This window comes from Cutibacterium sp. LaCa_89, assembly GCF_058177555.1.
In genome coordinates this window covers 1,364,611-1,379,741 of record NZ_CP190889.1, presented here as the reverse complement: position 1 = coordinate 1,379,741, position 15,131 = coordinate 1,364,611, and the positions used below count along the sequence as shown (strand labels likewise).

The window sequence follows — 15,131 nt, the reverse complement described above, 5'->3', positions numbered from 1 at the left end:
GTTCTTGCCGCCTACCCGATCCTGGCTGCCATCCTCGTCAGCGTCGCATCCAGGCGAACCTGGATGGAGCGTGCCGGAATTGGACTGACGGGTGCTGACGTCACGGGAGGATTGATCACGGCGACCGTCCTCATGCTCGTCATCACGGTGGCCCTCCTCCTCGTCGTCAAGACGGTCGGTCGTCGCGTCACCGGAATCGTGCAGGCCTTGGTCGGCGTCGGGATCGCGGCTGTCGTCCTCACCCACCGCAGTGCGTCGCCACATCAGTGGGCTGCCAAGGGGGTCGACGCCGGAGCGCCGCAGATGACGGTCACCCTATGGCCATGGGTGTGTCTGGTGGCCGGAGCCCTGACGATTGTCACCGGCGCCGGGGTGGCGGCCTTCGCCGACCGTTGGCCCAGCCGTTCGGCCCGTCGTACCGGAGAACTGGTCGGCGACTCGCGATCCGCGTGGGATGCCCTGGACAGGGGAGAGGATCCCACCCTGGCGGATTTCCGGACTCAACCAGTGGCCCGGTCGCAGGCAGAACCTGAGTCGTCGGAATCGAGTTCTGACGAGTCGGCCCACGAGGGCGGGAATGGCTCACACAATGGTCGGTAGGCCCGCGCCGACGGCCAATCAGGGTAGGATCATTACTGGATTCGCCGCGTTGCGGGTATCCGACGGCACCCCTGACCAGCTCGGGGAGTCCACCCGCATCATCGACCAGCTGCGTGGAATAAGCCGCGCCTGACCACCGGAGGGAACACCATGAGCGCTGATCGCGCCACTCGTCAGTACAAGCACGGTGGGAGCCCCGCGAACTGGGCAGGTTCGATCGTCGCCCTCATTGGCTTCATCGTCGCCACCGTCGGTGCCATGTCTGGCCCCAGCTGGATCACCTGCATCGTCGGCGCTGCTCTCGTCGTTCTTGGCGGTGTCGTCACCCTGGTGATGCGCGCCATGGGTTATGGCGGAGCATGCTGAATGTCGCCCACCGTTACCGGAACAATTCTTGACGAGATCATCGCTGGTGTTCTCGAGGATCTCCACGAGCGCCAGCTCATGGTCACCTCGGACAACCTTCGCGAGGCCATCGACCTCGTCACACCCGCAATTGACCCCGTTCCTCGGCTGACCGCTCCTGGTCTGTCGGTCATCTCCGAGGTCAAGAGGTCCAGTCCGTCGAAGGGACACCTCGCGCCGATTGGCGATCCTGCTGCGCTGGCCGATCAGTACCGGGTTGGCGGAGCAGCCGCCGTCAGTGTTCTCACCGAGGAGCGTCGTTTCCAGGGATCCGTCGCCGACCTCGACGCGGTACGGGAAAAGGTCGATATTCCGATTCTCCGCAAGGACTTCGTCGTCACCGAGTACCAGGTGCTCGAGGCCCGTGCTCACGGCGCCGATCTCGTCCTCCTCATCGTCGCTGCTCTGCCCGACGACGAGTTGCGACGCCTTTACGATCTTGCGACCGAGCTGGGCATGACCCCTGTGGTCGAGGTTCACACCCCACAGGAGGCTGCTCGGGCAGCGACCCTTGACGCCCGAGTCATCGGGGTGAACGCCCGTAATCTTAAGACCCTCGAAGTCGACAGGGCCATCTTCGGCACCCTTCTCGGCGAATTGCCGGAGAATGCCGTTAAGGTGGCTGAGTCTGGAATCCTCTGCGTGGACGACGCCGTCGAGGCCCACGAATGTGGTGCCGATGCGGTGCTGGTGGGGGAGATGCTGGTTCGCCACGGTGAACCAGCCCAGGTGCTGCGTGAGATCCATCGCGCCACCGTCTGACCACGCCTGACATCCAACGGAAAGGACGACCATGTCCGCACGAGACCTGCCCGACGTCCACGGCCATTTCGACGCCTTCGGTGGCCGCTTCGTCCCGGAGGCACTTCAGGCTGCCCTCAACCAGCTTGAGAAGACCTTTGAGGCCGCCCTCGCTGACCCCGACTTCCACGCCGAGCTGGATGCACTGCGTCGTGACTACGCGGGACGCCCCTCCCCACTGACGGAGGCCCCCCGGTTCTCCGAGCACGTGGCCGAGCAGACCGGCCGCAAGGTGCGGGTCCTGCTCAAGCGTGAGGACCTCAACCACACCGGCTCGCACAAGATCAACAACGTGCTGGGGCAAGCGTTGCTGACCCGACGAATGGGCAAGCACCGCCTCATCGCCGAGACCGGTGCAGGTCAACACGGGGTGGCGACGGCCACCGTCGCCGCCATGATGGGCATGGAATGCCGGGTGTACATGGGCCAGGTCGACACCGAGCGTCAGGCTCTCAACGTCGCTCGTATGCAACTCCTGGGCGCTGAGGTCGTCGCCGTGGAAGCTGGCTCTCGTACCCTCAAGGACGCCATGAACGAGGCCATGCGCGACTGGGTCGCCCACGTTGACGACACCCATTACCTCATCGGCACCGCGTCTGGCCCGCATCCCTTCCCCAAATTGGTGCGCGAGTTCCAGCGAGTCATCTCCGCTGAGGCGCGTCAGCAGTGTCTCGACCGCGCAGGGCGACTTCCGGACGCGGTTTGTGCCTGTGTTGGCGGCGGATCCAACGCCATCGGCTCCTTCGCCCAGTTCATCGACGACCCCGAGGTTCGCCTCTACGGATTCGAGGCTGGCGGTGACGGCCTCGAGACCGGACGTCACGCCGCGTCGATCACCGGAGGTTCGGTCGGCGTGCTGCACGGCACTCGCACCTACATCTTGCAGGACGCGGACGGTCAGACGATGGAGTCCCATTCCATCTCGGCCGGCCTGGACTACCCCGGTGTCGGTCCCGAGCACTCCTGGTTGGCCGCCAACAAGCGAGCCACCTATCTTCCCGTGAACGACCGGGACGCCATGAAGGCTCTGCGCACCCTCACCCAGACCGAGGGCATCATGCCCGCCATTGAGTCGGCTCACGCCGTGGCCGGCGTGCTGCGGATCGTCAAGGATCTGCCGGACCACGGCGGTGAGCCGCCGATCGTCATCGTCACCGTGTCGGGACGAGGGGACAAGGACGTCGACACCGCCCTCACCTGGTTCGACATCGACGGCAGTGTTGACGCCACCACCGGAGGTATGGAATGACCAGCAGTGCGAGTGCCTACCTGAAGGCCCGTGAGGAGAATCGTCCGGCCCTGGTTGGTTACCTGCCGGTGGGGCACCCCTCGGTACCCGATTCCATCGACGCCATGAAGGCTCTCACGACCGGTACGACTGGTATCGGCGTCGATCTCGTCGAGATCGGGATGCCCTATTCCGACCCTATGATGGACGGGACCGTCATCCAGCACGCCACCACTCGAGCACTCGAGCGCGGGGTGCGCACTCGCGACACCCTGCTCGCTGCTGAGGCGGTGGCCGACACCGGCACCCCGTGTGTCGTCATGACCTACTGGAATCTCGTCGAGCATTACGGGGTTGACGCCTATGCCCGAGATCTGGCATCGGCCGGCGGGGCCGGGCTCATCACCCCTGACCTCACTCCTGACGAGGCGGAGGAGTGGATGGCGGCGTCGGAGGCCCATGGTCTGGACCGAGTCTTCCTGGTCGCCCCGTCCTCGACCGACGAGAGGCTGGCCTCCACCGTCGCCGCCTGCCGTGGCTGGGTCTACGCCACCTCCGTCATGGGGGTGACGGGAACTCGCGCCCAGACCTCCTCGGCCGCCCCCGAATTGGTGGCTCGCGTCAAGGCCGTCAATTCCGAGATTCCCGTCGGTGTCGGTCTGGGCGTCTCCAACAGTGACCAAGCAGCTGAGGTTGGTTCCTTCGCCGACGGTGTCATCGTCGGGTCCGCTCTTGTCCGCGCCCTCGTCGAGGCGGAGGAGCAGGGGGAGACTGCACACGTCGGTATCGACCGGATGCGCACTATCGTCGATGACCTGGTGTCCGGAGTGCGGCGGGCGCGACTCCAGTGAACCTGCTGTCGATCCCCAGCCCATCGGTCGAGGCCTTTCACCTCGGACCGCTGACGATTCACATTTACGCCCTGTGCATTCTGGCCGGAATCGTCATTGCCTACATCAGTGGCGAGCGTCGCTACCTCTCTCGAGGTGGTAAGCAGGAGCACTTCGAGGAGTTATGTGCCCTCGCGGTCGTCGCTGGCATCATCGGTGGGCGCCTGTACCACGTCATCACAGACCATCAGCTCTACTTCGGTCCCGGCCGTACCTGGTACCACTGCTTCTACATCTGGGAAGGCGGGCTCGGCATCTGGGGCGCCATCGCCCTGGGAGGCCTGGCGATCTGGCGGTACTGCCGCCACAAGGGGATCATGTTCGCCTCGGTGGCCGATTCCCTGGCACCGGGCATCCTGGCCGCTCAGGCCATCGGACGTCTCGGGAACTGGTTCAACCAGGAGCTCTTCGGCCGCCCGACGACCTTGCCATGGGGACTTGAGATCGACCTCGCCCATCGACCGGCGGGGTATCTGCAGTACGCAACCTTTCATCCCACCTTCTTGTACGAGTTGGTGTGGAGCTTGGCAGGGGCGGCGTTCCTGGTCTGGGCGGATCGTCGCTGGAAGCTCGACCATGGCCGTTTGTTCACCCTTTACGTCGTGGTCTACACCTTTGGTCGTTTCTGGGTGGAGCGGCTGCGCATCGATCCGGCCCATCACGTGGGACAATGGCGACTCAACGACGTCACCGCCCTGGTCGTCCTCACCGGCGCGGTCGTCATTCTGATCATCCTGCAGCGCCGTCATGGCAAGGATGACGAGCACAGCGGTCGCCCAGCAGCTCAAGCCCAGTGATTCTGCCGCGATGAGTCCACAACCCGGACAAATGTGTCAAGGCGTGGTCATCGTGTGACAGTCTGTCCCCGGGTCGGGTGTGCCTGCGCAATCGCAGCACACCTGTCTCCGTCGAAAGGAGTACCGATGATCTTCGGCCATCGCCCCCGACAGGGCCTCTATGACCCCCAGTTCGAGCACGATGCCTGCGGCGTGGCCTTCGTGGCCACCATGACAGGTGTGGCCAGCCACGAGATCGTCGAGCAAGGACTTGAGGCACTGCGCAATCTTGACCACCGTGGTGCCACTGGCGCTGATCCGGCCGCTGGCGACGGCGCAGGCATTCTCCTCCAGGTTCCGGACGCCTTCCTGCGACGGGTAGCTGGAATCCGCCTCCCGGAACCTGGGGCCTACGCCGTTGGCCTGGCGTTCATGCCCGTTGACGAGGCCAAACGTGCCCGCGCCCGCGCTGCCATCGAGCTCATCGCTGCGGACGAGGGCATCGAGGTGCTGGGATGGCGTGAGGTCCCGGTCCACACCCACACCCTTTCCAAGGTGTCCTTGGGCACCATGCCCCATTTCGAGCATCTCCTCATTCGTGCCCGTGACGGTCGTATCGGCATGGATCTGGAGCGGCTGGCCTTCGTGTTGCGGCGACGTGCCCAGCACGAGGCCGGGGTCTACTTCGCCTCTCTGTCCTCGCGGACTCTGGTCTACAAGGGGATGCTGACGACTAACCAGCTCGAGGAGGTCTTCCCCGAGCTCCACGACACCGACCTGTCCAGTGCACTGGCCCTGGTCCACTCCCGGTTTTCGACGAACACCTTCCCGGCCTGGGAGTTGGCCCACCCGTACCGACTCATCGCCCACAACGGCGAGATCAACACGGTGCGCGGCAACCGCAACTGGATGCAGGCTCGTGAGGCCTTGCTGAAGTCCGACCTCATCCCAGGTGACCTAGCTCGGCTGTACCCCATTTGCACCCCGACCGGATCGGACTCGGCCTCCTTCGACGAGGTGCTCGAGTTGCTCCACCTGGGAGGACGCTCCCTGCCGCACGCCGTCCTCATGATGATTCCCGAGGCGTGGCAGAAGAACACCGAGATGACTCAGGAGCTGCGCGACTTCTACGAGTTCCACTCCTTCCTCATGGAGCCCTGGGACGGTCCGGCCTGCGTCACCTTCACCGATGGCAATCAGATCGGCGCAGTGCTTGACCGCAACGGTCTGCGTCCCGCCCGGTACTGGGTGACCGATGACGGACTGGTCGTCTTCGCGTCCGAGTCCGGTGTGCTCGACCTGCCGGCGGCCCACGTCGTCGAGAAGGGACGCCTCAAGCCCGGACGTATGTTCCTCGCCGATCTCTCGGAGCATCGCGTCGTTGACGATGCCGAGATCAAGACCCGACTGGCTTCTGCCAAGCCCTATGGAGAGTGGCTCGACCAGGGTCGCATCGACCTCGACGACCTGCCCGAGCGCACCCACATCGTTCACTCCCACGCTTCCGTCACCCGTCGTCAGCAGCTCTTCGGCTACACCTCCGAGGAGCTCAAGATGCTCATTGCCCCGATGGCGAACCAGGGGGCAGAGGCCACGGGAGCCATGGGTTCCGACACTCCGCTGGCTGTTCTATCGAATCGGCCACAAATGTTGTGGGACTACTTCAGTCAGCTCTTCGCCCAGGTGACGAACCCGCCGCTGGACGCCGTTCGTGAGGAACTCGTCACCTCCCTGACAGGTACCATCGGTCCCGAGGCCAACCTGCTTGAACCCGGACCGGAGTCCTGCCGTCAGGTGGTCGTCAGCTACCCGATCATCGACTCCGACCAGCTCGCCAAGATCGTCCACATCGATGCCGACGGTGAGCACCCGGACCGCAAGACCCATGTCGTCCGGGGACTCTTCTCCGTCGAGGAAGGCGGTGACGGGTTGCGACGTCGCATTGAGGAGATCCGGGCCGAGGTTTCCGGGGCCATCGCCGATGGAGCCACCATCATCGTGCTCTCGGACCGTCACGCTACCCGTGAGCTGGCCCCGATCCCGTCCCTGCTGCTCACCTCCGCCATCCACCACCATCTGGTTCGCGAGAAGACGCGTACCCAGGCCGGACTGGTCGTGGAGGCCGGTGACGTCCGAGAGGTCCACCACGTCGCACTTCTCATGGGTTATGGAGCCTCGGCGGTCAACCCCTACCTGCTCTTCGAGTCGGCTGAGGACATGGCCCGCCACGAGGTGTGGGTCTCGGCTGACCCTGAGATCGCCATCCACAACGTCTACAAGGCCCTCGGCAAGGGTGTCCTCAAGACGATGAGCAAGATGGGCGTCTCTACCATCCCCTCGTACACCGGTGCCCAGATCTTCGAAGCCACCGGCCTGTCCCAGGAGTTCATCGACGAGTACTTCACCGGGACGACCAGCCGTATCGAGGGAATCGGACTGACCGAGATCGCCGACGAGATCCGTGCTCGTCACCTCACCGCCTACCCCGAGACCGGTGTACGTCTCGCCCACCGCACCCTCAAGCCCGGCGGTCACTACCAGTGGCGTCGGGAGGGAGAGGAACACCTCGTAGACCCGGAGTCGATCTTCCGGCTCCAGCTGGCGGCTCGCACCAACGACTACGCCCAGTTCCGCCGCTACACCGACCACATCAACGACAACTCCAGCCGACTCATGACCCTGCGGTCCCTGCTGGAGTTCCGCCACGATCGTCCGGTCGTGCCGCTGGAGGAGGTCGAGCCGGCCAGCGAGATCGTCAGGAGATTCTCCACCGGCGCCATGAGTTATGGCTCGATCTCCATGGAGGCCCACCAGACCCTGGCCATTGCCATGAATCGGATCGGCGGCAAGTCGAACACCGGTGAGGGTGGCGAGGATCCCGAGCGTCTCCACGATTCGGAGCGTCGATCGGCCATCAAGCAGGTGGCTTCCGGACGATTCGGCGTGACGAGCGAGTACCTTGTCAATGCCGATGACATCCAGATCAAGATGGCCCAGGGAGCCAAGCCCGGGGAGGGTGGCCAGCTCCCCGGACCGAAGGTCTACCCGTGGGTTGCGAAGACTCGCCATTCGACCCCAGGTGTCGGGCTCATCTCCCCGCCGCCTCATCACGACATCTACTCGATCGAGGATCTCAAGCAGCTCATCCACGACCTCAAGTGCGCCAATCCGCGGGCCCGGATTCACGTCAAGTTGGTTGCCGAGACCGGAGTCGGCACGGTTGCTGCCGGTGTCTCCAAGGCCAAGGCCGACGTCGTGCTTATCTCGGGCCACGACGGCGGAACCGGCGCGGCTCCGCTGACCTCGATCAAGCACGCCGGTGGTCCCTGGGAGCTCGGTCTGGCCGAGGCCCAGCAGACCCTGCTTCTTAATGGCCTGCGGGATCGTATCGTCGTGCAGTGCGACGGTCAGCTCAAGACCGGACGAGACGTTGTCATCGCCGCCCTGCTGGGCGCCGAGGAATTCGGGTTCGCAACCACGGCGCTCATCGTCGAGGGATGCGTCATGATGCGCAAGTGCCACACCGACACCTGCCCGGTTGGCGTGGCGACCCAGAACCCTGAGCTACGCAAGAAGTTCGCCGGGGACCCTGACCACGTCGTCAACTTCATGATGATGATGGCCGAGCAGACTCGCGAGATCCTCGCCGAGCTGGGATTCCGCTCCATCGACGAAGCCGTGGGCCATGTCGAGGTCCTCGACACCCGTAAGGCCATCACCCACTGGAAGGCCAAGGGCCTCGACCTCTCACCGATCCTGCACCAGGTGGAACTGCCGGAGGGCACCCCGCTGCACCATGTCTGCGACCAGGACCACGACCTGGCTACGAGCCTGGACATGAAGCTCATCGACATGTGTGCCGATGCCCTCACCGACGGCACCCCGATTCGACGGGAGCTCAGCATCCGCAACGTCGATCGCACGGTCGGCACGATGCTCGGCAGCCGGGTGACGGTGGCGACGAATGGCACGGGGCTTCCCGACAACACCATTGATCTCACCTTCACCGGTACCGCTGGTCAGAGCTTTGGTGCCTTCGTGCCACGCGGTATGACGATGAGGCTCGTCGGAGACGCCAACGACTACGTCGGCAAGGGATTGTCCGGTGGCCGGGTGATCGTCGCCCCGGCCCCGCAGGTGCCCTTCCGCCCCCGTGATCAGATCATTGCCGGAAACGTCGTCGGTTACGGCGCTACTTCCGGGCAGATCCTGCTGCGCGGCCAGGCGGGTGAGAGATTCTGCGTGCGCAACTCCGGAGCCACAGCGGTGGTCGAGGGGGTTGGCGACCACGGTTGTGAGTACATGACCGGGGGAGAGGCGCTCGTCCTCGGCTCCACCGGACGCAACTTCGCCGCCGGCATGTCGGGCGGGGTGGCATGGGTCCGCAACCTCGAGGCCGACCGGCTCAACCCGGAGATGGTTGACGCCCTGCCGATGGAAGAGGCAGACGTCGATCGCGTCATCGAGCTGCTGACGCTGCACCAGACCGAGACCGGATCGACCCTCGCCGGAGAGATCCTGGCCGAAGGCCCGGAGTACATCCGAAACTCTTTCACCAAGGTGCAGCCGCGTGACTACGCCAAGATGATGAAGGCCATGGTCGAGGCCGAGGAACGCGGACTGGACGACAACGAGACGACCGAACTTCTCATGGAGGTGTCCCATGGCTGATCTGCACGGTTTCATGAAGGTGCCGCGACAGGAGGCAGAGCGTCGTCGGGTCGAGGAGCGCATCCATGACTGGAAGGAGGTCTACCCCGGAGGCCCCGGCCACGCCCTGTTGCCGATCATCACTGATCAGGCCAGTCGGTGCATGGACTGTGGTGTGCCGTTCTGCCACACCGGGTGCCCGCTGGGCAACCTCATCCCGGACTGGAACGACCTCATCTGGCGTGACGAGTGGCGCGAGGCCCTGGAGTCCCTGCTGGCGACCAACAACTTCCCGGAGTTCACCGGTCGCCTGTGTCCGGCCCCCTGCGAGACTGCCTGCGTTGAGGGAATCAACCGTGACCCGGTGACGATCAAGAACGTCGAGGTCGCGATCATCGACAAGGCGTGGGAGGACCGTCGCGTCATTCCCATTGTCCCCGAGTGGCACTCCCTCAAGACGGCCGCCGTCGTCGGGTCCGGTCCTGCCGGTCTGGCAGCAGCCCAGCAGCTCACCCGCGCTGGCCACACCGTCGTTGTCTACGAGCGGGACGACGCCATTGGCGGCCTGCTGCGCTACGGCATCCCGGACTTCAAGATGGAGAAGTCGGTCCTGGATCGTCGTATCAAACAGATGGTGCTGGAAGGCACCGTCTTCAAGACGAACATCGAGATCGGCGTGGACATCACCGGCGAGCAGCTGCGCGAGCGGTTCGACGCCGTCGTCCTGGCCACCGGTGCCACCGTGCCGCGCATGCTGGACGCCCCGGGGATCGAGCTCGACGGTGTCTGTTACGCCATGGATTACCTCACCCAGCAGAACAAGGTGCTGGCTGGGATCGATGTTCCCGACCAGGTCCGCGCCGACGACAAGCACGTTGTCATCATCGGTGGGGGAGACACCGCCAATGACTGTGTTGGCACTGCGGTGCGTCAGGGGGCGGCATCGATCACCCAGCTGCAGTACAACCCCGAACCGCCGAAGGATCGTCCGGCCAATCAGCCGTGGCCGACCTATCCGCTCATCCTGCGTGTCTCCAGCTCTAATGAGGAGGGCGGCGAACGGATCTACTCGACCAACACCGTCGAGATCGTCAGCGATGACGGGGGCCACGTCAAGGCCGTCCGAGTGGTCTCGGGCTATCGTGACGAAAACCGGGTCTTCATCGCTGACGAGGGCAGTGAGCACGACCTTCCGGCCGATCTGGTCATCTTCGCGATGGGATTCGCCCACCCCGAGCATGATGGGGTCGTCCAGGAACTTGGACTGGAACTCGACGGTCGCGGAAACATCGTCCGGAACGACGCCTACGAGACCAACGTCCCCGGAGTCTTCGCCTGTGGTGACGCGGGTCGTGGTCAGTCCCTGGTGGTCTGGGCCATTGCGGAGGGACGGGCGGCGGCCAACGGTGTCGACGCGTATCTCATGGGTTCGCGGTCAGTGCTGCCGAAGCCGGTCAGACCCTCTGATCGCCAGATGATGGTCTGATCTCGACGGGAATGGAGCCTTGTGGGTTCGACAGGAGACACCGGGTGGGAGGAGACTGCTGGGATGAACGATGATCAGCAGGATCTCGATTCGGCGATTCATCACGCCAGGGTGCTGACGTGGGTGTGCGTCGCGCTTTTCGTGGTGCTTGACGTCGTCGGGCTGACGGCATCGAGCCAGAGCGATCCGCGCTTCGTGCTGGGCGCCTTCGGTGGGGCTGCATCCTTCCTGGGCATCATCGGTGCCGGGGTCTGGTGGGCCTATCTGGCCTCCCAGCGCAGGGCTCGGTCCTTGGATGACCGTCTCGATCACGAGCTTGGTATGGAGGACGAGCACGACGACCGTCGTGAACCACCCTCCGTCTAGTGTTCCGCTATGAATGACGACCTGCGACGCAGAACCGTGTTGGGCGCCTCGATAGGCGCGATCATGGCCGCACCCCTGGCTGCCAGAGTCACCCGCGCCACGGCCTCCGGACATGGCGACTTCACCATTCACCTTGTGGGGGCAGCAGCCTCGTGTCATGTCGAGGTGAAAAACCTCGATGGACACGTCCGCCGTTTTGCCACCACACCGAAGACCTGGTCCCGGGATGTCACCTTGTCGACCGTCTCCCGTCGCTTTGCAGTGCGCTCTGGTTCCGGGAGATGGCGCTGGATCGTCAGAGGTGACACCTCTGAGGTGTGGATCCTCCATGACGACAACTGCGAGGATCCGGCGACCTACGGCCGTGCCCTTTCAGTCCCCTCCTCAGCAGCGCGAGGGAACAGGATGAACGTCGATTGGCTGGCCAAGGCCTTCGGCTGGATCGTGACTCGTGGCCAGACCCCATTCGACGGAGAAGCTGCCTCGCCAGCGGACCTGCTGTCGGTGCGGAGGGGGCGAGACCTCGACGTCTTCGACACCCGGCGCAACCTCTTCACGAGGAACTTTGACGACGAGTTCTTCCACGACAATCCCGAGATCATGATCGAGACCGTCGACGGGCAGATGTCTGACGGTCAATACTGGCTGAGCCTGGGAGCAGTGCGTCGGCTCTGGGACATCAGGGTCGTCTGCGTCGGCGGCCAGCTGCTCGCCCTGCAGCGGATTCACGTCGGGTATGACTCTTTGGTCACCAGTGGCGATGCCGAGTCCCTCGGCTTCGACAAGGGAAAACTCTCCGAGATCGGTACCTGGATTAATGACCAGGTGAAGCGTGGTTTCTCTGGTACGAGCGTGCTAGTAGCCCGTCATGGTCAGGTCGCGTGGCGTCACCACGCGGGTCAGGCCCTCAAGTACTCCACCAAGGTGGTTGACGGCTCGGTCCGTCCGGCCCACCTCCTCCCGGCTACCCAGCAGATTCCGGTGACGGCGTCCACCCAGTTCGACATCGCCTCGAACACCAAGATGTATGCCGCCAATTTGGCCCTCCAGATGCTCGTCAGTCAGGGACGTATTGATATGTCGAGACGGGTGTGCACCCTGCCTGGCTGGCAGGCCTTCCGAGACGAATCGACGGTCTACACGGGTTCGTGGACCGTAGGCGGATCAGGCGGTATCAAGGACAGGTACACTGGGAAGGACACCATTCGACTTATTGATCTCATGCATCACCGGGGCGGACTCATTCCGGATCCCCAGTACCCCAATGCCGAGGTCGCGGGCGATCTCTACCTGCAGAACCTTGACGATGTCGCGAATCGGGCGGAGGCGATTGACCGCATCTGTCGCACCCCGCTCATGCACGCTCCGCGCACCGAGCGGGCCTACAGCGACGTCGACTACATGATCCTCGGCCTCGTCGTCGAGCAGATCGTCGGTCAGCCACTGCATCAGTACCTCCAGGACGGGGTCTACCGGAGCCTCGGCCTGAGGCACACCGGATTCCGCCCGCTGGATCAGGGGGAGTCGCGCACGCTCATCGCCGCGACCGAACTCAATGGCAACACCCGTGACGGGAATGTCGATTTCGGTGTCCTCCCCGATGGTCAGCCTGCTTTCATCCGTACCGAGACGGTGTGGGGCCAAGTCCAGGACGAGAAGGCCTTCTACACCATGTCCGGGGTCTCCGGACATGCCGGATTGTTCTCCACCGCGGACGACCTCGGGGTGCTGCTGCAGCTGATGTCCAACGAGGGCATCTATGACGGTCGGGAGTACTTCCGTCCCGACGTCCTGCGACATTTCCTCGTTCCTGACGATGACGACGGCACCTATGGTCTGGGATGGCGCACGAACAAGTACTACTACTTCCACGGCGGGCCGAGCGCCGCCGCCTTCGGCCACACCGGGTGGACCGGAACGATCACGATGGTCGACCCGGTCCGGGACATCCAGATCGTCCTGTTGACGAACATGCGTCACAGTCCGGTCGTCGAACCACCGAATGGATTCGCCGCCGGTGCCTTCCCCCTGGCTGATTACGTCGGGCTCATCTCACGGGTGTACTCGGCCTTGTCCGAGGATGATCGGATTGCGCAGGTCACGGTTCCCGAGCGGTCCGCAGCGCATACTTCTACCCCGTCACCGACGAATCGTCCCGGCTCAGGGACATCTGATGGCCACCCGCGCGGTCTCCCGCATACCGGTGCATGATCCGGATCAACACATGACACTGCGGCCCGGCTTGGAGGCCGGGCCGCAGTAGGTGCTCAGGGCCACTCGTCACTTGAGTTCGCGGTGGGGTGAGGTCTCCTGAGAGGTCGCGGGGGAATCGACGACCTCACCCTCGATGAGGGTATTGCGTGGATCTCGCCGTACTGCCGAGGAAATGGAGTTCGTGATCTTGTGGACACTCACTGCGATGGCGATGTTGGCAACGCCGTAGAGCAGGACGCCGATGGCCAGCAGCCAGCTCATGGCCACCACGCCGAATCCGGGGTGGACGAGGATGACGATGCCCAGCGCGAACAGTCCGATGCCGCCGCCGAGCATCCAGGCCCAGGCCTTCTCGGTGACGAACCTCATCGGCAGGGCAAAACCGGTCGCCGCAACGCCGAGGAGAACCAGCCAAACTCCGATGAGGATGGCGATGACGTGGAGTGAGAATCCAGGGTGGACGATGAGGACGAGGCCAATGATGATGCCGATAATGCCCCAAGCTGTCATGAACCCGGTGCCAACCATGCCGCGAAGAGCCTGAGCATTGATGAGAGTCATGACGGAGTCGACGATGGCGTAGACACCGACGATCACCACGATGGCCTCCATGGTCTGGTGGGACCAGACGACAGCCATCACCGCCGCGATGATCGCGAGGATCCCCTTCGTGAGGGGAATCCACCAAATTGACTTCCAGGTCTTTGTCAGGGTCTGTGACGACATGACTCAAGTCTACGTGAGGACCTCAGGTCCGGTGAGTGCTGACTGCCGTTCGGGTGCTGGTCAGGTGGGTTTCAAGATCGTCCATGCACAGCTGAGCGACCCTGGCGAAGAGGAAGTCGATGACGGCCAACTGAGACATTCGGCTAGACATTGCTCCGGCCCGGACCTGGGTTTCGCGGGCTGGGGTGACGAGAACGTGATCCGACAGCTGCGCGACGGGGGACTGGGGCACTCCCGTCATGGCGACCGTCGTGGCACCGTGGGCCCGAGCCACGGTGAGAGTCTCGACGACTTCCTGGGTGCTACCGCTGAACGAGATTCCCACGGCGACGCACGCTTGTCCGCACAGTGCGGCATGGACGAGTTGGATGTGGGTGTCGTTGTGATGTTGGCAGACCAGACCGATGCGTTCCAGCTTCTGGGAGAGATCGTCGGCCACGAGCCCGCTGGAACCGACTCCGAAGAGGACGGTCCGCGGCGCGATGGAGATGGCGCTGGCCACGGCTTCGAGCTCTTCCGGGTCCGCCAAGCAGGCCGGTGCCCACACGGCGTCAGTGTGTTGCAACCATGACGCCCTCATCAGTGACGAGGCCGATCTGCCCGTCGAGATCGACGCCGGCCCAGAGGTGCTCACCGGGTCGACCCGTCTGAAGGCCGGAACGGCACAAAAACCCGTCCTCAACATGATCTCCACGGCGACCATGGTCGGGCTCGGTAAGACTTACGGGAACCTCATGGTCGACGTCTCTCCGAGCAACGAGAAACTGCGGCAACGTGCCGTGTCCATCGTCGTGTCCGCGACGGCATGCACCCGGGACCAGGCCGTTATCGCCCTTCATGAGGCTGACGGTCACGCCAAGACGGCCATCGTCATGATCCTGCTGGACATGACGGCGGCACAAGCCCGAGAACGACTGACGACATCTGGCGGAGCGGTTCGCGCCGCTGTTGACCAAGACCACCCCCACATCTGACTTCCAGGAGGACGT

12 protein-coding genes and 2 pseudogenes are annotated in these 15,131 nt (G+C 64.0%); 12 read left to right on the top strand and 2 right to left on the bottom strand.

Annotated elements, in window-relative coordinates:
* The first annotated feature begins 18 nt into the window (after window positions 1–18).
* The 11 genes from ACP8LP_RS06375 to pbp4b all read left to right on the top strand — a co-directional run bounded on the left by ACP8LP_RS06375 (window position 19) and on the right by pbp4b (window position 13,413).
* Window positions 19–600, top strand: coding sequence for a Trp biosynthesis-associated membrane protein (locus ACP8LP_RS06375; protein ID WP_036910365.1), 582 nt, complete (start codon window positions 19–21; stop codon window positions 598–600).
* Window positions 578–733 (top strand): hypothetical protein, encoded by a 156-nt coding sequence (locus tag ACP8LP_RS06370; RefSeq protein ID WP_016667610.1) that lies wholly within the window; start codon window positions 578–580, stop codon window positions 731–733. The genes ACP8LP_RS06375 and ACP8LP_RS06370 overlap by 23 nt, the downstream gene beginning before the upstream one ends.
* 17 nt (window positions 734–750) lie before the next feature.
* Complete coding sequence (locus ACP8LP_RS06365; RefSeq protein WP_016667611.1) at window positions 751–966, top strand: HGxxPAAW family protein; 216 nt, start codon at window positions 751–753, stop codon at window positions 964–966.
* Entirely contained in the window at window positions 967–1,767 is an 801-nt protein-coding gene (trpC, locus tag ACP8LP_RS06360) for an indole-3-glycerol phosphate synthase TrpC (protein ID WP_021108498.1), read from the top strand.
* Window positions 1,768–1,798: 31 nt separating this feature from the next.
* A complete protein-coding gene (trpB, locus tag ACP8LP_RS06355) occupies window positions 1,799–3,055 on the top strand; it encodes a tryptophan synthase subunit beta (RefSeq protein ID WP_016667613.1) in 1,257 nt (418 codons plus the stop codon).
* A complete protein-coding gene (gene trpA / locus ACP8LP_RS06350) occupies window positions 3,052–3,885 on the top strand; it encodes a tryptophan synthase subunit alpha (protein ID WP_016667614.1) in 834 nt (277 codons plus the stop codon). Before trpB ends, trpA begins: the two co-directional genes overlap by 4 nt.
* Window positions 3,882–4,721, top strand: coding sequence for a prolipoprotein diacylglyceryl transferase (gene lgt, locus ACP8LP_RS06345; RefSeq protein WP_016667615.1), 840 nt, complete (start codon window positions 3,882–3,884; stop codon window positions 4,719–4,721). The genes trpA and lgt overlap by 4 nt, the downstream gene beginning before the upstream one ends.
* 126 nt (window positions 4,722–4,847) lie before the next feature.
* The gene (gltB, locus tag ACP8LP_RS06340; RefSeq protein WP_484483047.1) at window positions 4,848–9,371 is read left to right on the top strand and encodes a glutamate synthase large subunit; all 4,524 of its coding nucleotides are present in this window, start codon (window positions 4,848–4,850) and stop codon (window positions 9,369–9,371) included.
* Window positions 9,364–10,836 carry a glutamate synthase subunit beta gene (locus ACP8LP_RS06335; RefSeq protein ID WP_016667617.1) on the top strand — a complete coding sequence of 491 codons (1,473 nt, stop codon included), beginning with the start codon at window positions 9,364–9,366 and terminating at the stop codon, window positions 10,834–10,836. Before gltB ends, ACP8LP_RS06335 begins: the two co-directional genes overlap by 8 nt.
* Before the next feature lie 63 nt (window positions 10,837–10,899).
* The gene (locus ACP8LP_RS06330; RefSeq protein ID WP_016667618.1) at window positions 10,900–11,202 is read left to right on the top strand and encodes a hypothetical protein; all 303 of its coding nucleotides are present in this window, start codon (window positions 10,900–10,902) and stop codon (window positions 11,200–11,202) included.
* Window positions 11,203–11,211: 9 nt separating this feature from the next.
* The gene (gene pbp4b / locus ACP8LP_RS06325) at window positions 11,212–13,413 is read left to right on the top strand and encodes a penicillin binding protein PBP4B (protein WP_484483046.1); all 2,202 of its coding nucleotides are present in this window, start codon (window positions 11,212–11,214) and stop codon (window positions 13,411–13,413) included.
* A gap of 69 nt (window positions 13,414–13,482) precedes the next feature.
* On the opposite strand, the gene ACP8LP_RS06320 is transcribed toward pbp4b, so the two are convergent.
* Both ACP8LP_RS06320 and ACP8LP_RS06315 read right to left on the bottom strand, forming a co-directional pair.
* Window positions 13,483–14,142 carry an HdeD family acid-resistance protein gene (locus ACP8LP_RS06320; protein ID WP_016667620.1) on the bottom strand — a complete coding sequence of 220 codons (660 nt, stop codon included), beginning with the start codon at window positions 14,140–14,142 and terminating at the stop codon, window positions 13,483–13,485.
* A gap of 22 nt (window positions 14,143–14,164) precedes the next feature.
* Window positions 14,165–14,665: pseudogene (locus ACP8LP_RS06315) on the bottom strand (MurR/RpiR family transcriptional regulator); the annotation flags it as partial.
* Here ACP8LP_RS06315 and ACP8LP_RS06310 point away from each other — a divergent pair.
* Window positions 14,664–15,116 (top strand): annotated as a pseudogene (locus tag ACP8LP_RS06310) (N-acetylmuramic acid 6-phosphate etherase); the annotation flags it as partial. The pseudogenes ACP8LP_RS06315 and ACP8LP_RS06310 overlap by 2 nt on opposite strands.
* Between the last annotated feature and the right edge of the window lie 15 nt (window positions 15,117–15,131).